Raw genomic sequence first — 20,173 nt, 5'->3', positions numbered from 1 at the left:
AATGAATTCAATCACATTATTACAACCTCAAAAAATTGTTTTCGGAGAAGATTCAATAAAATATCTTTCAAAAGATGCTATTATAGAAACTTCAAACAGTATATTATTATTGGTCGCAACACCTCTATTATCTGCTGTTAAAACAACCGTAAAAGATATTCAATCTAAAAACAAAACAGTTCAACTTGTAGAATACAAATATGTTGGAGAACCTACATTTGCTCAATTTAATGAACTTCTAGAAGCAACCAAATCATTCACCCCTGATTGTGTCATTGGTGTTGGTGGTGGCAGTGTTCTAGATTGTGCAAAACTACTTGCTGCGCTCATCAATAATGAACAAAAACTCGAAGATATTGTAGGTATTGGATTTTTAAATGGAAGAAAAATAAAACTAATTTGTATTCCTACTACATCAGGTACAGGAAGTGAAGTGTCACCAAATGCCATTTTATTAAATGAAGAAACACAAGCTAAAAGCGGTATTATTAGTCCTTATTTAGTACCAGACGCTTGTTATCTCGACCCTATATTAACACTAACGTTACCTCCAAAACTAACCGCAGAAACTGGTATTGATGCTTTATCGCATTGTATTGAGGCCTACACTAATAAATTTGCACATCCAGCAGTTGATACTTACGCTTTAAAAGGCATACAGCTTATTTCTGAAAACATTCAAAAAGCTTATGAAGATGGAAATGATATTGAAGCGCGTTCTGCCCTATTATTAGGTTCAATGTATGGAGGCTTATGTTTAGGACCTGTAAACACTTCTGCAGTTCATGCATTATCCTATGGTTTAGGTGGAAAATTCCACATTGCACATGGTTTATCAAATGCTATTTTAATGCCCGGAGTGTTACGCTTTAATTTATCGGCAAACCCAAAAAGACATGCCGATGTAGCACGTGCTATGGGAATAACGTGGAATGGTAAGGATGAGCATATTGCAACCGTAGGTATAGAAAAAATTGAAGCCTTATCAAGAGCATGTAATATACCACAAAAACTATCTGAAATTGGAGTTTCTGAAAACGATATTCCTGAACTAGCAGACATCGCTATGAAAGTAACCCGCTTATTAAAGAATAACCCAAGAGAGGTTACACGAGAAGATGCTATAAATATTTATACAAAATTGCTTTAAAATATAATTGATGAAATCAAAAATAGGAATTTCAATGGGCGATCCTGCAGGAATTGGTCCAGAAATAATCATAAAAACATTAGCATTACAAGATGTTTACAATCGATGTAACCCTTTAGTTGTTGGAGATGCACAAACCATGCAAAATGAAGTAAACACATTAAAATCTTCATTAAAAATTAATGCGATTCAAAATGTAAAGGATGCTAAATTCGAATGTGGAATTATTGATGTTTATGATTTAAAAAATGTTGATAATGCTAATTTACAACCGGGAATGGTTACCGCCATAGCTGGAAAAGCAGCTTTTGAGGCTGTTATAAAAAATATAGAATTAGCTTTAGCTAAAGAAATTGATGCTACAGTTACAGCACCTATTAATAAAGAATCTATCCATAAAGCGGGACATAAATATTCTGGGCATACTGAAATTTATGCAGAATACACAGACACTAAAAAATTCGCTATGCTTTTGGCTGATGAAAACTTTAGAGTGATTCATAACAGTACACATGTGTCATTGCGGCAAGCATGCGATTTATGCAAAACAGATCGCGTATTTGAAGTGATTACTTTATTGGATGATGCTTGTAAAAAATTCGGTATTAAAAACCCTAGAATAGCCATTGCTGGATTGAATCCACATGCCGGAGAAAATCAATTATTTGGAGATGAAGAAGTCAATGAAATAATACCTGCTATAGAAAAAGCGAATGCATTAGGTTATACTGTTGAAGGCCCTTTTCCGCCAGATACCATGTTTGTAAAAGCAGTACAAGGAAAATTTGATGGCTGTGTTGCTATGTATCACGATCAAGGTCATATTCCGTTTAAATTAGAAGGTTTTAAATGGGATAATGAAAAGGAAACCATGAAGAGTGTTAAAGGTGTTAATATCACTTTAGGTCTGCCTATTATACGTACATCGGTAGATCATGGAACAGCATTTGAAATAGCGGGACAAGGCATTGCTTCGGCTGATGCCATGCTTGTTGCTATAGACTATGCTATTGTAATGGCTAAACATAAAAAATAATGATTACTGTAATTGCAGATGATATAACAGGTGCTGCTGAAATAGCAGGAATTTGTCTTCGCTACGGCGTAGAGGTTTCTTTTGGAATTGATACGATTCCAGAGAAAGAAGCTGCTGTTAATATTATTGCTACCGATTCTCGATCGATGACTGAGGATGAAGCTTATGAAACGCATTTTCATCTAGCCGAAGATATTTTAGAAAAATCAAACAGTATCTTTTTTAAAAAATGTGATTCTGTTTTAAGAGGCCATGTTTTAACAGAACTTTCAGCTTTACTTGATGTACACGAGAAAGACCGTGTGCTTTTACAACCTTCAAATCCTGAAGGAAATCGCTGTATCAAAAATGGCACGTATTTAATAAACAACATCTCCATTGAAAAAACGGGATTTGCAACCGATCCTGATTTTCCTTCAAAAACAGCTTCAGTTAAAAACCTTATTCTTGATAGATATAGTAAACCTTCTAAAATCGACATTCATACAGGAACAATTACAGAAATCAATTCAAAAGGTATTTTTATTCCAGATTGCGATGCTGTAGAAGCATTAACCCAATCCATCAATTTATATACTGATGATACTGTTATTGCAGGAAGTGCTGCTTTTTTCGAGCAGTTATTAATAAAAATGAAATTAGCAACTTCAAAAATTAATCAAACGAAACACAACTATAAAAATGATTATGTACTCCTTTCAGGAAGTACGCATCCTAAAAGTGTTCAGTTTTCAAAAAATTTAGAAAAAACAAATTGCCCTTTGGTAACGTTTCCTAAAATTCTTCTAGAAGACAAACTCAACCAAAATGCTTTAAACGATTTTATAGAAAAAATATCAGGCATTTATAATGATAATAAGAAAGTAGCTTTAAGAATTTCAAATGAAATCATTCAACTTAAAAATAGTTCATTAAATTTAAAAACCAGAATGAGCTTAATAGCAAAAAGATTTGTGAAAGCTTCTAATACAAATAATCTTTTTATTGAAGGTGGCGCTACTGCCTACGATTTGTTAAACGAATTACATTGGAAATCATTTACACCAATTGAAGAACTTGCATCTGGTGTTGTTAGAATGCAGTATGACAACAACCCTAATAAATATATTACCATAAAGCCAGGGAGTTATGAATGGCCTAATGGATTATTAAATTAATTATTAAGATAGAATAAAATAAATGATAACATTAAAAGGAATAGCTTGGAATCATACCCGCGGATTTACCTCGGTAGTTGCAACAGCTCAACGATTCGAAGAGTTACATCCTAACATACGAATTACTTGGGAAAAGCGATCGCTACAAGCATTTGCTGATGCTTCTTTAAATGAATTAACAAGCCAATACGATTTGTTAATCATGGATAATCCGCATGTTTCCATAGCAGCAAGAGATCAGGTTCTTTTATCATTTGATGATTATTTGGATGCCGATTTTATAAAAGAATTAGCAAATAATAGTGTAGGGAAATCGCATGCCAGCTACAATATGAATGGTAAACAATGGACTTTAGCAACCGATGCTGCTACACCCATTGCGACGTGGAGAGAAGATTTAGTTAGTCAGCAAAACATACAAATCCCTAAAACTTGGAAGGAATTATTAGAATTAACAAAAACTGGGAAGGTCGCGTTTGCATCGATTCCTATTGATACTTTAATGCATAATTATATGATGTGTATTGCTCTAGGCGCAAATGTTTTTGAAAGTAAAACCGAAGTTGCGCCTCGTCATATTATGATTGAAGCCATAAAAACCTATAAAGAACTAGTCGATTTAGCTCCGTCATTTTGTTTAGAAATGAATCCTATAAAAATAGCTGAACATATGACACAAACAAATGATATAGTTTACAGTCCGTTTAATTATGGGTATTCAAACTATTCGAAAAAAAACTATGCAGATCATACTTTAAAAGCAGGAGGCTTAGTTACTTTTAATGGTAAAAGGCTGCGTTCTACCTTAGGAGGCGCAGGTATTGCGGTATCTTCAAAAACAGAACACGCAGAAGCTGCCATGAAATATGCTGGGTTTATAGCTACAGAAAAAATGCAATCTGGATTATATTTCGAATTTGGAGGACAACCAGGACATAGAAAGTCATGGTTAAATGATGATGTAAATAAGCAGTGTAAAGACTTTTTTAAAGACACCTTACAAACTTTAGATGAAGCAACTATGCGTCCACAATATTATGGTTATATGCATTTTCAAGATGAAGCAAGTCCTGTTATTCATGAAGCTGTATCAGGCAAAGTTTCTGTTGAAGCAGCTGTAGACAAAATGAATGACATTTATAAAGAATCATTAACGCATTAATAAAATAAAACAGTGAAGCCATTAGAAGGTTTATTGGTATTAGAGTTTTCTCAATTTTTGGCAGGACCTTCGGCAGGTTTAAAATTGGCCGATTTAGGTGCGCGTGTCATTAAAATAGAACGTCCCGTTAAAGGAGAAGCTTGCAGACAATTAAGCATTAAAGATTTGTTTGTTGATGACAGCAGTATGCTGTTTCATACTATCAACAGAAATAAAGAATCGTTTGCGGCTAATTTAAAAGATCCAAACGATTTAGAACAGGTAAAAAAACTAATAGCCAAAGCAGATGTTGTTACTCACAATTTCCGACCTGGCGTTATGGAAAAAATAGGATTAACGTTTCAAGATGTTTTAAACATTAATCCAAAAATAATTTATGGTACTATTACCGGTTATGGAAACGAAGGTCCTTGGGCAAAAAAACCAGGACAAGATTTATTAGTACAATCACTTTCAGGATTAACATGGCTAAGCGGAAAGAGTAGCCAAGGCCCTGTACCTTTTGGATTGGCGGTTGCCGATTTAATGTGTGGTAATCATTTTGTACAAGGCATTTTAGCAGCATTACTTAAACGTGCTAAAACAGGAAAAGGCGTTTTAGTTGAAGTCAGTTTGTTAGAATCAATTTTAGATGTGCAATTTGAAGCTTTAACTATTTATTTAAATAATGGTGGTCAATTAGCAGATAGAGGAAATGTAAAAGGCAGTGCACATGCTTTTTTAAGTGCGCCTTATGGTATTTACGAAACCAATAATGGCTATATAGCTTTAGCCATGGGCGATTTAATGCAATTGGGTGATATTCTTAATGTTGATTTAAGTGCTTATTCTAATAAAAAAACGTGGTTTACAGGACGAGCAGCTATTCGAAAAATACTTAGAAAGCGAATAACCACTAAAAGTTCAGAACATTGGATTAGCCTTTTACGAAAAAATGGCATGTGGTGTGAAAAAGTATTGAATTATAATGATTTGAATAACCAAGCTTTTATGAACGATTTACAGTTAAAACAAATTGTAAAAAATGCTGAAGGAAAAGAAATGACAACCACAAGACTGCCCATACAATTTGATGGCAATATTTTGACAAGTACTAAAGCGGCGCCACAAATTGGAGAAGATAATAAAACGATTCACAAACAATTTTTAAATAATTAAATGCGACCATTAGAAGATTATTTAATAGTAGATTTTAGTCAGTTTTTATCTGGCCCATCCGCTAGTTTACGATTGGCAGATTTAGGTGCGCGTGTTATTAAAATTGAAAAACCTATCACAGGAGATATTTGTCGTACGCTCTATTGTTCTGATTTAATAATGAATGAAGAATCCTCTATTTTTCATACTATAAATAGAAACAAAGAGTCTTTTGCAGCCGATTTAAAAGATGCTGAAGACCTAAAGACAATTAAAGTATTATTGGAAAAAGCAGATGTGGTTATGCATAATTTTAGACCAGGTGTTATGGAACGTATCGGGCTAAGTTACAACGATGTTAAAGCTATAAACCCAAATGTTGTTTATGCCGAAATATCTGGCTATGGCAATCATCCCGATTTAATTAAACATCCTGGGCAAGATTTATTGCTACAGTCCTTAACAGCTTTAACTTGGTTAACAGGCAATAAAAACGATGGTCCTGTTGCTATGGGTTTATCTATTGTCGATATGTTGGCAGGCGCTCATTTAGCACAAGGTATTTTAGCAGCACTTTACAGAAAAACGGTTAGTAATACGGGAGCATTTGTTCAGGTAAGTATGCTAGAATCGGCAATCGATTTTCAATTTGAAACCATTACAACTTATTTTAATGATGGCGGTGAGCTTCCTGTGAGAACAAAAAGCAATAATGCACACGCATATTTAGGCGCACCTTATGGGATCTATAAAACAAATAATGGTTTTTTAGCACTAGCCATGGGATCTATTCCTGTTTTATCAGAATTATTAAACTGCGAGGAGTTGTTGAAGTTTCCAGAAAACACCTTTGAATTACGAAACGACATCAAAAAAGTATTAGCAAAGCATCTTAAAACACAAGATACAGACTACTGGCTTGCTATTTTAGAACCCGCCGATATTTGGTGTGCGAAAGTGCTAAACTATCAAGAACTTTTTGAAGAAGACGGTTTTAAAGTCTTAGATTTTATTCAAAAAGTAACCATGGGAGATGGCTATTCATACGAAACCACACGCTGTCCTATTAAAATTGATGGCGAATTATTAACATCAAGTAAAGGCTCGCCTAAATTAGGAGAACACAACAAGAAAATATTAGAAGAATTAATCAATATGTAATGGAAAAGTTAAGAATTGCAGTTCGGAAATTTGATCCTTTTGAAACCACACTTCAAAAATTGTGGGATGCTTTTTGTTTAGAAAACAATCTGTCTGTTGAAGCAGAAATGATTCCTTTAGAACTTCATGACTTGTACGAGCAAACCTTAGCTAATCATGGTTTAAAAAATGGCGATTGGGATATTGCTCATATTAATACCGATTGGATTTTTGATGCAGTAAACGCTGAAGCAGTTGAAAATTTATCACCGCTAATCAATCAAAACCCGCCTCAAGATTTTCCTGAAGGTTGGCATCAATCGTTACTTCATTTACAAGAAATTAATCATCAAGTTTATGGATTACCATTTCATGATGGGCCAGAATGTTTAATTTATAGAAAAGATTTATTTGAAAACAAAACAGAACAAACAACCTTTAAAAACCAATATGGTTACGATTTACAACCTCCAAAAACATGGAATCAATTTACTGATATAGCAGCGTTTTTTAATCGTCCAGAACAAAAATTATATGGTTGCGTATTTGCCAATTATCCTGATGGCCATAATATGGTTTTCGATTTTTGTTTACAATTATGGACACGTGGTGGATCGTTATTAGATGATAATAATCAAATAAACATAAACCAACCAGAAGCTATTGAGGCATTAGATTTCTACAGACAACTCGTAAACAATAAAAAAACAACACATCCAAAATCAAAAGAATTTGGTTCTGTAGAAGCAGGTATGGCATTTGCTACAGGTGAAGCTGCCATGGCAATAAATTGGTTTGGTTTTGCCTCAATGTGCGAAGTTATCAATGATTCTAAAGTAAAAGGAAACGTCGATATTGCTGAATTACCCCATAATGAAAATCACAAATCAGCATCATTAAATGTGTATTGGTTATACACTATTGGTTCAGGAAGTAAACATAAAAAAATAGCCTATGATTTTTTACGATTTGCAACCACAGCTAAAAGTGATAAACTTTTAACCAACGAAGGCGGTATTGGCTGCCGAAAATCAACTTGGAATGATACAGAAATCAATAAAACCATTCCCTATTATCATAAATTAAGTAGGCTTCACGAAAACGCATTAACGCTACCGCAAACACCTATTTGGCCAAAAGTAGCAGCCTTAATTGATGCTATGGTTTTAAACGCTATAAATAAAAATGTGCCATCAAAGCAACTATTAGAAGACACACAAAATAACATCCAAAAAATTATTTAAAATGAATGTTACTTATAAACCTTTGTTACCAGAAACACAGCAACCAATCATTATCATTGGCGCAAGTGGTATTGTAAAAGATGCTCATTTACCAGCTTATAAAATGGCAGGTTTTAAAGTATTTGGAATAACAAACCGAACCATTTCGAAAGCACATGCACTCGCCAAAGACCATAATATTGAGCATGTATTTGATACCGTTTCTGATGCAGTAAAACACGCACCTAAAAATGCGGTTTATGACATTACGGTATTGCCAGATCAATACATAGGCATTTTAGAACAATTACCCAATGGTGCTGCTGTACTTATTCAAAAACCAATGGGTAACGATTATAAACAAGCCAAAGAAATTGTAGCAGTTTGTGAGCGTAAAAACCTAGTGGCCGCCATCAATTTTCAATTACGATTTGCATCGTTTGTTAGTGCAGCAAGAAACATTATCGATCAAGGGCTTATAGGCGATTTATACGATTTAGAATTTAAAGTCACCGTAAATACACCATGGGAATTATTTCCTGTTATTAAACAGCATCCACGCTTAGAAATACTATTTCATAGCGTGCATTATATAGATTGTATTCGCTCATTTTTAGGAAATCCAAACGGCGTTATGGCAAAAACTTGGAAGCATCCATCAAAAGATTTGTCCTCGTGTCGCTCTACTATCATTTTAGATTATGGCGATACCAAAAGTGTTAAAATAAACACCAATCACGACCATCATTTTGGAGCAGAACATCAAGAAAGTTATATAAAATGGGAAGGCACTAAAGGCGCTATAAAAGCCAAAATGGGCTTGTTAATGAATTATCCCGATGGTTTACCAGACGTTTTCGAATACGCCATTGCAGAAGCTGGAAAGCCATACGAATGGAAAACCATCGATTTGGAAGGCTCGTGGTTTCCTGAATCGTTCATCGGTACCATGTCTAACTTAATGCGCTTTAAAGAAGGTTCAGACAAAGTGTTACACACCAGTGTTCAGGACGTTTTAGATACTATGAAAGTGGTTGAAGCTTGTTATGTTAGCAATAAAAACGGCGGTATTTCATTAAAAGATTTAAATTAATTGGGCGTTACCTTAATCCTGAATTAAGTTAAGGATTAAGGTCGGGCTTTACGCTGTATCTTTTGTTTTTTTTGTCATTCCTGAACAGGCAAGAATCCACAATCAAATAAAATTACATCCTAAAAACTAGGAATGTTTTTTTATAAAAACAAAAGGATGCCGCTACAATCCCTAACGCACAGAGTAACTATAAACAATAAAACGATTAAAAAAATAAGATATGTATTTCAAATCAACATTTTTCGAAGATTATAAATTAGACGACAAACGTGTTACCTTAGGAAGAACTATAACCGAAACCGATTTCGTTGTGCACGCAGGACATACAGGAGATTTCTTTCCGCATCATATGGATGAAGCTTGGTGTAAAACACAACCCTTTGGACAACGTATTGCACATGGCACCATGATTTTTAGTATAGGCATTGGTTTAACAGCTTCCGAAATAAACCCAGAAGCATTTTCAAAAGGCTATGATAGAATGCGATTTGTTAAACCCGTTCACATTGGTGATACCATTCATTCTGAAATTACCATTTCAAATAAAGCCGATGCAAAAAGACCAGAAATGGGAACCGTAACTGAGCATGTAGAAATCATAAATCAAAAAGGTGAAGTTGTTTTGGTTTGCGATCATTTATTGCTCGTTAAAAGAAAAGCTTAAAATTACCCATTAGATTATAATTACTAATGAGTTTCAAAATAACCAACTAACTAAAACATAATAAAATGAGTGCACCAAATTCTTTAATAGGAACGCTTCTTCATGCAGTAGGAGGCATATCAGCAGCGAGTTGTTATTTACCAAGTACCAAAACAAAAGGATGGTCATGGAATACCTATTGGTTAGCACAATCCATTTTTGCATGGCTAGTTATGCCTATGCTATTAGCGTGGTTAACGGTGCCTGATTTTTTTTCCATCATGGCAGAAGCACCTTCAAAACCGTTTTGGATGGCCTTTTTGTTAGGCGGTATTTATGGCTTTGGTGGTATGTCTTTTGGTAAAGCCATTAACCATATTGGCTATTCTTTAACCTATACCATTGCTATAGGTATTTCTGCGGTAATTGGTACAATCATGCCACTTATGGTGTTTGGAGGCTTTCAAGATTTCTTCACAAAACCTGGAGGTAGTATTGTACTTTTAGGAATGCTATTATCTATTCTTGGTGTTGTTATTTGTGGATGGGCAGGTTTTAAAAAAGAAAAAGATATAAGTAGCAAAAAACTAAACAAAGCGGGCTTTAACATGATGTTAGGCTTAGCATTAAGTATTATTGCAGGTGTACTTTCTGGAGTGTTTAATCTATCTTTAGAATTTGGGCAACCTATTGCAGATATGGCAGCCGAAAATGGCGCAGGTCATTTTGAAGGAAATGCGAAATTAGTAGTATCTACCTTAGGTTGTTTTGTTGTAAACTTTATATGGTATTTAGTCTTAAGTTTTAAACAAAATACAATAAAAGAATTTTTACCTAATAAAAACACAGCAATAGAAGCTCCTAAAAGCAATCTTTTAAGAAATTGGTTCTTATCATCTTTAACAGGTATGCTATGGTGTTTACAGTTTTTCTTTTATGGCTTAGGGCATGTAAAAATGGGAGAATTCCAGTTTGCTAGTTGGGTATTACACATGTCTATGCTTATTTTCTTTAGCTATATTGTAGGTGTCATTATGAAAGAATGGAAACATGTAAAAAAAGAAACCTATGCAATCCTACTTGTTGGATTGGTTGTTTTAATTGTATCTTTTTGTGTTACTAGTTACGGTAGTTATTAAGTATTATTCTTTTAAAAATCAATTTAGTAACTAACATTTTGACAAAGGACTCTTTTTTAAATATATTTGAATAATTAACTATTTTTCTTTAGTTATCAATTCAAAACAAAAATAAATTTATGATTATTAAATATACTAGAATAAATACCACAGTAAAAATTGTATTAATTACATTATGTTTTACTTTTCTTTTTAATTGTAAAAACTCTAAAAAACAACAAGCTCAAAATAACACAACCGAATGGACACTAGCGAATATCCTAAAAACAAAACCTAATAATCTAGAAATTAGTGGTAATCCTATAATAGTTCAATCATCACATGGTGAAGCCGTTCATTTTAATGGAGTTGATGATGCTTTATTCATTAATGAAATGCCTCTAAAATCGTTAAAGGAGTTTACTATAGAAATGATTTTTAATCCGTCATTAAATTCTCCTTTTGAGCAACGTGTTGTTCACATGGGTGAAGTTTCTGGAGATAGAATGTTACTAGAAATAAGAGCTGTAGATTATAACTGGTATTTTGATGGTTTTGTAGCTTCTGGAGAAAATAAATTAGCGCTCATTGACGAAAGCTTGCTGCATCCTCTAGGACAATGGTATCATGTTGCTTTAGTTGTTTCTGCAAATAGTCTTAGCACCTATGTTAACGGAAAACTTGAATTAACAGAGCCTTACACTTTTAATCCTATTGAAACAGGGAAAAGTTCTGCAGGTGTACGTTTAAATAAACGCTCTTGGTTTAAAGGAGACATATACAAAGTTAAAGTATCTCAAAAACAACTTAAACCAAATGAATTTATGAGTTTTTAAACCATCTAAGTAATTACATATTAAAAGTTTGAATAATTTATTATTCTTAAGCTATTTAGAATACTTTCCCATTTGTTTCCAAATTCATGTTGTTTTTTTGTATTAAAACCAACTAAGTAATATGAAAATAGCTAACCACTATCTACTCCTATTCTTAATTTTAATATTAGGATTAAAATTAGAAGCACAAACAAAGTTTACTAAAGAACAAACATTAGAAACCATGCTTAAAGCAACCAAATTTATGGTTGAAGAAGTAAGTACTAATGGTGGTTATGTTTGGTATTATATGCCCGATTTTTCACGTCAGTGGGGAGAAATGGAAGCTTATAAAACCATGATTTGGATGCAAGGATCGGGAACAATTGGTATGGGTAATTTGTTTTTAGATGCCTATCATGCTACTAATAACACATACTATTTAAAAGCGGCACAAAAAGCTGCAGCTGCGGTTATTTGGGGACAAAGTAATGAAGGAGGCTGGAATTATGTAGTAGATTTTGCAGGAGACCGATCGCTTAAACAATGGTATAATACTATTGGTAAAAACGGATGGCGCTTAGAAGAGTTTCAACATTATTATGGTAACTCCACTTTTGATGACGATGTAACATCTGATGCTACAAGATTTTTATTAAGAATGTATCTAGAAGAATTAGATCCTAAATATAAACCAGCCTTAGATAAAGCTATTGAGTTTGTTTTAAAAAGTCAATACCCTAATGGTGGTTGGCCTCAAAGATATCCGTTAATGTATAATTATGAAAAGCATGGATTTCCAGACTATTCTTCGTTTTATACATTTAACGATGATGTTATTTGGGAGAATATAAATCTACTCATTCAATGTTATTTAGTATTAGGAGAAGAACGATTTCTTGATCCAATTTATAGAGGTATGAATTTTTATAAAATATCTCAACATAGCTCTGGTGCATGGGGCCAACAGTTAAATATGAAAATGGAAGTTGCTAGTGCTAGAACTTATGAACCAGCTGCTTTTTTACCTGGAGCGACAAGTGAAAACACGTTTCTTTTAATGAAATTTTATGAATTAACAGGTGATAGAACTTTTCTAGAAGGCGTACCTAAAGCCATTAATTGGTTAGAAAAAGTAACTCTACCTGCAGATAAAGTAGATGCACACCGTACACACCCAACATTTGTTGAGATTAAATCCAACAAACCAATTTATGTCCACCGTAAAGGATCTAACGTAAAATACGGACGTTATTATGTAGATTATGATGATAAAAATCTATTATCTCATTACGGAGGAAAACGTGGTATTCCTATTCAAAAATTAAAAGATGAATACAAAAGAGTTTCACAACTTACAAGCGATGAAGCATCTAAGGATTCCCCTCTTAAACCAGCACAATTTAAAAACGAAGGGACACCTCAAAAATATTATAATCTAAATAGGTTTAGCTATCAATTTAAGGTTAATGAAACTAAAATAACAGAAATTATTAATGCGTTAGATAACCAAAACCGTTGGCTAACAACTAAAGCATATATTAGTAACCCATATATTGGAGACGGCGTAAAAACAGAGCTTACCAATGATTATAGCACTACAAGGGTTGGTGATGAAACTGACACTTCTCCTTTTAGAAATAAAACAAATCAAAAATATATTTCAACAGGGAACTATATTAAAAACATGAAATTTCTAATTAATTATCTAAACGCAACAAATCAATAATATTTGATAAGCATATTGATAAAATAAAACGGGAATAAACTTCACAAGAATTTAACATCAAAAATTGTAACTTTGCGCTTTTGCCTATTTATGAGCCAATTTGATGATTTTATTGAAGTAAAAGGAGCCCGAGTACACAATCTTAAAAATATTGATGTTTCCATTCCTCGTGAAAAACTGGTAGTTATTACAGGATTATCAGGCAGCGGAAAATCATCATTAGCTTTTGATACTATTTATGCCGAAGGACAACGTCGTTACATTGAAACATTTTCGGCCTATGCCAGACAATTTTTAGGAGGTTTAGAACGCCCTGATGTAGATAAAATTGATGGCCTTTCTCCAGTTATAGCTATTGAGCAAAAAACAACCAGTAAATCACCACGGTCTACTGTAGGTACTATTACAGAAATTTATGATTTTTTACGTTTATTATTTGCGCGTGCTAGTGATGCATATAGCTACAATACAGGCGATAAAATGATAAGTTATAGTGATGAGCAAATTAAAGAACTTATTATTAAAAACTTTAACGGAAAACGCATAAATATTTTAGCTCCTGTAGTACGCTCTCGTAAAGGTCACTACCGTGAACTGTTTGAACAAATAGCGAAGCAAGGTTTTGTTAAAGTCAGAACCGATGGCGAAATTAAAGACCTTGTAAAAGGCTTAAAATTAGATCGGTACAAAAATCACGATATAGAAATTGTTATTGATCGTTTAAAAATTGACGATACAGCCGATAATGATAAACGTCTTACCGAAACCATAAACACGGCCATGTATCATGGTGATGATGTATTAATGGTTTTAGATCAAGACACCAAAGAAACACGCTATTTTAGTCGGAATTTAATGTGTCCGTCAAGTGGTATATCATATCCAAATCCTGAACCCAATAATTTTTCATTCAACTCTCCAAAAGGTGCCTGCGATAATTGTAATGGTATTGGCGAATTATATCAGGTAAACGAAGATAAAATTATTCCAGACGATTCTCTTTCAATACAAAATGGAGCTTTAGCGCCTCATGGCGCGGAAAAAAACAGCTGGATTTTTAAACAGTTTGAAACAATTGCGCAGCGTTTTAATTTTAAACTAACCGATGCTTACAAAGATATTCCTGAGGAAGCTAAACAAATGATTTTGTATGGTGGCAACGATAAGTTTTCTGTTGAAAGTAAAACATTAGGAGTTACCCGAGATTATAAGATAGATTTTGAAGGCGTTGCTAATTTTATTGAAAATCAATATAAAACGGCAGAATCAACCTCTTTAAAACGTTGGGCTAAAGATTATATGGACAAAATTAAATGTCCAGTTTGTGAAGGTTCTCGTTTAAAAAAAGAATCACTTTACTTCAAAATAAACAATAAAAACATAGCAGAACTTGCTAATACAGATATTGTTGAATTAGCCAATTGGTTTAAAGATTTACATAATCACTTATCAGAAAAACAACTTAAAATAGCTGAAGAAGTTGTAAAAGAAATAAAATCAAGATTACAGTTTTTATTAGATGTTGGTTTAAATTATTTATCATTAAATAGAAGTTCTAAATCGTTATCCGGTGGAGAAGCACAGCGTATTAGACTAGCTACACAAATAGGTTCTCAATTAGTTGGTGTCCTCTATATTTTAGACGAACCTAGTATTGGTCTGCATCAACGCGATAATGAAAAACTAATTAATTCGTTAGTATCACTTCGTGATATTGGTAATTCAGTTATTGTTGTTGAACATGACAAAGATATGATTGAACGTGCTGATTATGTAATTGACATTGGACCTAAAGCTGGAAAATATGGTGGTGAAATTATTAGCATCGGTACACCCGAAGAACTTTTAACTCACGATACCTTAACTGCCGATTATTTAAATGGTAATAAAGAAATAGAGATTCCTAAAAAACGACGCAAAGGCAACGGCAAATTTTTAGAACTTAAAGGTTGTACAGGTAATAATTTAAAAAATGTATCGGTTAAATTTCCTTTAGGCAAAATGATTGGTATTACTGGTGTTTCTGGTAGTGGTAAATCGACTTTAATTAATGAAACCCTCTACCCTATTTTAAATGCACACTACTTTAATGGTGTAAAAAAACCCATGCCTTACAAGAGCATAAAAGGTTTAGAACACATTGATAAAGTTATTGATATTAACCAATCGCCAATTGGTAGAACACCACGTAGTAATCCAGTAACTTACACAGGTACTTTTAGTGAAATTAGAGCATTATTTGCTAAAATCCCTGAAGCTATGATTCGCGGTTATAAAGCAGGTCGTTTTAGTTTTAATGTAAAAGGCGGACGTTGTGAAACCTGTCAAGGAGGTGGTTTACGTGTTATTGAAATGAATTTCCTTCCTGATGTGTATGTAGAATGTGAAACTTGCCAAGGAAAACGTTTTAACCGTGAAACTTTAGAAATTCGTTATAAAGGAAAAAGCATCAGCGATGTTTTAAATATGACCATTAATGAAGCTGTAGATTTCTTTGAACACATTCCAAAAATTTACAACAAACTAAAAACCATCAAAGATGTTGGATTAGGTTATATAACACTAGGACAACAAAGTACAACCCTATCTGGTGGAGAGGCTCAACGTATAAAACTAGCAACCGAATTAAGTAAACGAGATACTGGAAATACTTTTTATATTTTAGATGAACCTACTACAGGATTACATTTTGAAGATATTCGAGTATTAATGGTTGTGCTCAATAAATTAGCCAACAAAGGAAATACCGTATTAATTATTGAACACAATTTAGACGTTATTAAAACCGTTGATCATATTATTGATATTGGCTATGAAGGCGGAAAAGGTGGCGGACAAATTATTGTTGAAGGTACGCCAGAAGACATTGTGAAACATAAAAAAAGTTATACAGCTAAATTCTTAAAAAAAGAATTAGATTTATAACCAATAAAATTTACTAATTAAGGACTTGTCTAAACAAGTTAATAAAAAATAAATAAAGAAGTATGGTAACAGAACATCATCCTAAAGGTTGGAACGAAATAAAAACAAACGATTCTTGGGCTATTTTTAAAATTATGGGCGAATTTGTCAATGGTTTTGAAAAAATGAGTAAAATAGGTCCTTGTGTCTCCATTTTTGGATCTGCAAGAACAAAACCTGAACACAAATACTACAAACTAGCAGAAAGTATTGCTAAAAGTATTGTAGAATCTGGTTATGGTGTTATTACTGGCGGTGGTCCTGGTATAATGGAAGCAGGTAATAAAGGGGCACATTTAGGTGGTGGAACTTCGGTTGGATTAAATATTGAATTACCTTTTGAGCAACATGATAATCCTTATATCGATTCTGATAAAAGTTTAGATTTTGATTATTTCTTTGTTAGAAAAGTCATGTTTGTAAAATACTCTCAAGGTTTTGTAGTCATGCCTGGAGGTTTTGGAACTTTAGACGAATTATTTGAAGCCATAACACTTATTCAAACACATAAAATTGAAAAATTCCCTATAATATTAGTTGGAACTGAATTTTGGGAAGGTCTTATGGACTGGGTAAAATCTACTCTTTTAGAAAAATTTGGCAACATTAGTGCAAAAGATTTAGACTTAATACATTTAGTTGATACTGAAGAAGAGGTTATAACTATTTTAGATGCTTTCTATGAAAATTCTGGTTTGAGTCCGAATTTTTAATACATCTACTTTTCTTTTTCAAAGTGCTGTAATTTAGCAAAACCGTCTTATTTTACTATATTGCAGCGCCTTGAATGACTTATGAACCTTTAATGATTTTAATACATTGAAATTACGCCTTTTAATTTGTACCATATTTACCCTAATTTTCTTTACAGGCTTTGGTCAAAATAAAATTGATTTAAAGGCTATTTTTGATATTAATGCTAAACAGATAAAAATATCTCAAACCATTCAATATCAGAATACTTCAAATAACGTATTAGATACTATTTATTTAAACGATTGGAATAATAGTTACTCAACTAAAAAAACACCTTTAGCACATAGAATTGCTGACGAATACAATAATAAATTTCATTTAGCTAAAAATAAAGATCGTGGTTACTCTGTAATTACCTCAATAAAACAGGATAATAAAAATTTAGTGTTCAGTCAATTAAAAAATCAAATAGATATTATTCAAGTGGCTTTAAAAACCCCTTTAAAGCCTAATGAGTTTTATACTATTAATTTAGATTATATAGTACAAGTACCTAGCGATAAATTTACAAGTTATGGTTATACAGATACAGGAGATTTAAACTTAAGATATTGGTATATAACTCCTGCTATTTATAATGGTGAATGGCAGTATTATAGTAATAAAGATTTAGATGATTTATTCATTCCTAAGTCAGATGTAACATTAAAAATTGAATATCCAAAGGGTTATACAATAACTTCAGAATTAGATATTATAAACAAAGAAGAAGACACAAAAAAACAAACAGTAATATTAGAAGGAAAAAACAGATTAAACAATAAGTTATTCCTAAATAAAATATCTAACTTCAATGCCATTCAAACTGATGATTTTACAATAATTTCCAATATTAATGATGATGGCTTAGAAGTTATTGATAAAGTTTTGATTACTGAAAAAGTAATAAATTTTTTATTAGATAATTTTGGAAAGCCCCCTCATAGTAAACTTCTTTTAACAAATATAGATTATAATAATGATCCTATTTATGGATTAAATTTTCTTCCTAAATTCATAAAACCATATCCTAATCATTTTCAATACGAACTGAAAATATTAAAAATAGCGCTTCAAAACTATTTAGAAAATACGCTTTTAATCAATCCAAGAAAAGAACAATGGCTCATTGATGGTATACAAATTTATTATCTAATGCAATATGTTGAAGAGCATTACCCTGAAATGAAATTTTTAGGTTCTATAGCTGATTTTTGGGGAGTTCGTTCATTTCATGCAGCAGATATGGATTTTAACGATAAGTATACTTTAGCATTCATGTTGATGGCTAGAAGTAACAGAGACCAAAAATTAACTATGCCAAAGGACTCGTTACTAAAATTCAACAAAAATATTGCTAATAAATACAAAGCTGGAGTTGGTTTAAAATATTTAGATGATTTCGTAAATCATGATGTAGTAGAAAATAGCTTATCAGAATTTATAATTGATAACAAACTAAAACCAACATCGGCTAAAGCTTTTGAAAACTATATAAAATCAAAAACCAATAAAAATATTGATTGGTTTTTTAATGATTATTTAAATACCAGGAAAAAAATAGATTTCAAAATAAAAAAGGTAAGAAAAACAAAAGATTCTATTACATTAACTATTAAAAACAAGAGAGATAATAGCATGCCTATATCATTATACACTTTAAATAATGATAGTATTATTTCTAAAACTTGGATTGAAAATATTACAAATAACAAAACAATAACGTTACCAAGAAATGATGCCAATAAACTTGTTTTAAACTATAATAAAGTTATTCCTGAAGTAAATATAAGGGATAATTGGAAATCTTTAAAAGGTTTCTTTTTTAATAACAAACCACTGCAATTTAGGCTTTTTAAAGATATTGAAGATCCTCATTACAGTCAGGTATTCTTTATGCCTATAGCAGAATTTAATAATATTTATGACGGTTTTACTATTGGAATGCGTGCTTACAACTCAACCATTCTAAAAAAACGCTTTAATTATAAATTTGAGCCACAATATTCTTTAAAATCAAAAACCTTTACCGGTTCTGGTTTTGTTTCAATGACCCACTTTTTAGAAGATAGTAATCTTTATTCAATTAGTTATGGTATTGGAGCTGGTTATAATTCGTTTGCTCCTAATTTATTTGTTACACAATTTGGTCCAGCAATTACGTTTCTATTTAGAGAAAAGAATGACTTACGATCAAATAAGAAGCAATTACTTATGTTCAGATATTCTGATATTAATAGAGATGAAGACATAAATAACATATTAACAACCAATGAACCAAACTATAATTTATTCAATGTGCGTTATGTTAACTCAAACGACAACCTAATAAATTTCAGCAAATTACGAACAGACCTTCAAATTTCTAAAACATTTAGTAAAGTATCTTTAAATTATGAATACAGACGTTTATTTGAAAGCAATAGGCAATTAAATTTACGCATGTATACTGGAGCTTTTTTAAGTAATAAAAATGATGCTAATTCAAATTATTTTAGCTTTGCTTTAGACAGACCAACAGATTATTTATTTGATTATCCATACTTAGGGCGTTCTGAAACTTCAGGGATTTTTAGTCAACAATATATAGCTGCTGAAGGCGGTTTTAAATCTAAACTTGACACGCCATTTGCAAACCAATGGATTACAACAATTAATAGTAGTACAACATTATGGAGGTATATTCTACTATATGGAGATATTGGTTTAGTTAAAAATAAATTTGCGTCACCACATTTCGTTTATGATTCTGGAATCAGACTTAATTTAGTCACAGATTATTTCGAAATTTATTTTCCATTATACTCTAACCTAGGTTGGGAAATTGGGCAACCTAATTACGATGAAAAAATTAGATTTAAGTTTACTGTAGATCCACAAGCGCTTTTAGGTTTATTCAGAAGAAGATGGTTTTAAAACATTTTAAAATTACATATTTATCAATAAAATGTTGTTTTTAATGATTTATTTTTGTTTTTTGAAGAAAAAAATGAATTATTTTAGCAATTACTCAATAACTTTAAGGTTTATATAATTGCAAAAAAGATAAACTTTACCTACTTTTGCAAAAG

The 20,173-nt window shown here is 32.2% G+C and carries 15 protein-coding genes; all 15 read left to right on the top strand.

All coding sequences use genetic code 11. The annotated features are described in order from the left end of the window. Position 1: 1 nt before the first annotated feature. Positions 2 to 1,150: an iron-containing alcohol dehydrogenase gene (locus tag ACH5TX_RS17970; protein WP_439340877.1), complete on the top strand. Its 1,149-nt coding sequence runs from the start codon at positions 2 to 4 to the stop codon at positions 1,148 to 1,150. 10 nt (positions 1,151 to 1,160) lie between these two features. Next, positions 1,161 to 2,186, top strand: a complete 1,026-nt coding sequence (pdxA, locus tag ACH5TX_RS17965) for a 4-hydroxythreonine-4-phosphate dehydrogenase PdxA (protein ID WP_439340876.1) — start codon at positions 1,161 to 1,163, stop codon at positions 2,184 to 2,186. Next, positions 2,186 to 3,343, top strand: a complete 1,158-nt coding sequence (locus ACH5TX_RS17960) for a four-carbon acid sugar kinase family protein (protein WP_439340875.1) — start codon at positions 2,186 to 2,188, stop codon at positions 3,341 to 3,343. Before pdxA ends, ACH5TX_RS17960 begins: the two co-directional genes overlap by 1 nt. Positions 3,344 to 3,365: 22 nt before the next feature. Further along, a complete protein-coding gene (locus ACH5TX_RS17955) occupies positions 3,366 to 4,505 on the top strand; it encodes an extracellular solute-binding protein (RefSeq protein ID WP_439340874.1) in 1,140 nt (379 codons plus the stop codon). Between the two features lie 12 nt (positions 4,506 to 4,517). Then, on the top strand, positions 4,518 to 5,663 hold the full coding sequence (locus ACH5TX_RS17950; protein WP_439340873.1) for a CaiB/BaiF CoA transferase family protein: 1,146 nt from the start codon (positions 4,518 to 4,520) through the stop codon (positions 5,661 to 5,663). Beyond that, a complete protein-coding gene (locus tag ACH5TX_RS17945) occupies positions 5,664 to 6,803 on the top strand; it encodes a CaiB/BaiF CoA transferase family protein (RefSeq protein ID WP_439340872.1) in 1,140 nt (379 codons plus the stop codon). It abuts the gene before it with no gap. Next, positions 6,803 to 8,026, top strand: a complete 1,224-nt coding sequence (locus ACH5TX_RS17940) for an ABC transporter substrate-binding protein (RefSeq protein WP_439340871.1) — start codon at positions 6,803 to 6,805, stop codon at positions 8,024 to 8,026. Before ACH5TX_RS17945 ends, ACH5TX_RS17940 begins: the two co-directional genes overlap by 1 nt. A 1-nt stretch (position 8,027) precedes the next feature. Continuing rightward, complete coding sequence (locus tag ACH5TX_RS17935) at positions 8,028 to 9,098, top strand: Gfo/Idh/MocA family protein (RefSeq protein WP_439340870.1); 1,071 nt, start codon at positions 8,028 to 8,030, stop codon at positions 9,096 to 9,098. 220 nt (positions 9,099 to 9,318) lie between these two features. Further along, positions 9,319 to 9,762, top strand: coding sequence for a MaoC/PaaZ C-terminal domain-containing protein (locus tag ACH5TX_RS17930; protein WP_439340869.1), 444 nt, complete (start codon positions 9,319 to 9,321; stop codon positions 9,760 to 9,762). 65 nt (positions 9,763 to 9,827) lie between these two features. Then, positions 9,828 to 10,880, top strand: coding sequence for an L-rhamnose/proton symporter RhaT (locus ACH5TX_RS17925; protein ID WP_439340868.1), 1,053 nt, complete (start codon positions 9,828 to 9,830; stop codon positions 10,878 to 10,880). A gap of 119 nt (positions 10,881 to 10,999) precedes the next feature. Next, complete coding sequence (locus ACH5TX_RS17920) at positions 11,000 to 11,695, top strand: LamG domain-containing protein (RefSeq protein WP_439340867.1); 696 nt, start codon at positions 11,000 to 11,002, stop codon at positions 11,693 to 11,695. A gap of 121 nt (positions 11,696 to 11,816) precedes the next feature. Next, complete coding sequence (locus tag ACH5TX_RS17915) at positions 11,817 to 13,403, top strand: pectate lyase (protein WP_439340866.1); 1,587 nt, start codon at positions 11,817 to 11,819, stop codon at positions 13,401 to 13,403. A gap of 90 nt (positions 13,404 to 13,493) precedes the next feature. After that, positions 13,494 to 16,328, top strand: coding sequence for an excinuclease ABC subunit UvrA (uvrA, locus tag ACH5TX_RS17910; RefSeq protein ID WP_439340865.1), 2,835 nt, complete (start codon positions 13,494 to 13,496; stop codon positions 16,326 to 16,328). A gap of 62 nt (positions 16,329 to 16,390) precedes the next feature. Further along, the gene (locus ACH5TX_RS17905) at positions 16,391 to 17,080 is read left to right on the top strand and encodes an LOG family protein (protein WP_439340864.1); all 690 of its coding nucleotides are present in this window, start codon (positions 16,391 to 16,393) and stop codon (positions 17,078 to 17,080) included. A 106-nt stretch (positions 17,081 to 17,186) separates the two neighbouring features. Beyond that, positions 17,187 to 20,018, top strand: coding sequence for a gluzincin family metallopeptidase (locus tag ACH5TX_RS17900; protein WP_439340863.1), 2,832 nt, complete (start codon positions 17,187 to 17,189; stop codon positions 20,016 to 20,018). The last annotated feature ends 155 nt before the right edge of the window (positions 20,019 to 20,173 follow it).

It is taken from the genome of Thalassobellus citreus (genome assembly GCF_044385915.1).
In the GTDB taxonomy this organism is placed as follows: Bacteria; Bacteroidota; Bacteroidia; order Flavobacteriales; family Flavobacteriaceae; genus Thalassobellus; species Thalassobellus citreus.
This window is presented reverse-complemented; position numbering and strand designations above follow the sequence as displayed.

Excerpts from the sequence above, each read along its gene's own strand:
- ACH5TX_RS17970 (WP_439340877.1), top strand. The coding sequence starts at position 2 with ATGAATTCAATCACATTATTACAACCTCAAAAAATTGTTTTCGGAGAA.
- pdxA (WP_439340876.1), top strand. The coding sequence starts at position 1,161 with ATGAAATCAAAAATAGGAATTTCAATGGGCGATCCTGCAGGAATTGGT.
- ACH5TX_RS17960 (WP_439340875.1), top strand. The coding sequence starts at position 2,186 with ATGATTACTGTAATTGCAGATGATATAACAGGTGCTGCTGAAATAGCA.
- ACH5TX_RS17955 (WP_439340874.1), top strand. The coding sequence starts at position 3,366 with ATGATAACATTAAAAGGAATAGCTTGGAATCATACCCGCGGATTTACC.
- ACH5TX_RS17945 (WP_439340872.1), top strand. The coding sequence starts at position 5,664 with ATGCGACCATTAGAAGATTATTTAATAGTAGATTTTAGTCAGTTTTTA.
- ACH5TX_RS17940 (WP_439340871.1), top strand. The coding sequence starts at position 6,803 with ATGGAAAAGTTAAGAATTGCAGTTCGGAAATTTGATCCTTTTGAAACC.
- ACH5TX_RS17935 (WP_439340870.1), top strand. The coding sequence starts at position 8,028 with ATGAATGTTACTTATAAACCTTTGTTACCAGAAACACAGCAACCAATC.
- ACH5TX_RS17930 (WP_439340869.1), top strand. The coding sequence starts at position 9,319 with ATGTATTTCAAATCAACATTTTTCGAAGATTATAAATTAGACGACAAA.
- ACH5TX_RS17925 (WP_439340868.1), top strand. The coding sequence starts at position 9,828 with ATGAGTGCACCAAATTCTTTAATAGGAACGCTTCTTCATGCAGTAGGA.
- ACH5TX_RS17920 (WP_439340867.1), top strand. The coding sequence starts at position 11,000 with ATGATTATTAAATATACTAGAATAAATACCACAGTAAAAATTGTATTA.
- ACH5TX_RS17915 (WP_439340866.1), top strand. The coding sequence starts at position 11,817 with ATGAAAATAGCTAACCACTATCTACTCCTATTCTTAATTTTAATATTA.
- uvrA (WP_439340865.1), top strand. The coding sequence starts at position 13,494 with ATGAGCCAATTTGATGATTTTATTGAAGTAAAAGGAGCCCGAGTACAC.
- ACH5TX_RS17905 (WP_439340864.1), top strand. The coding sequence starts at position 16,391 with ATGGTAACAGAACATCATCCTAAAGGTTGGAACGAAATAAAAACAAAC.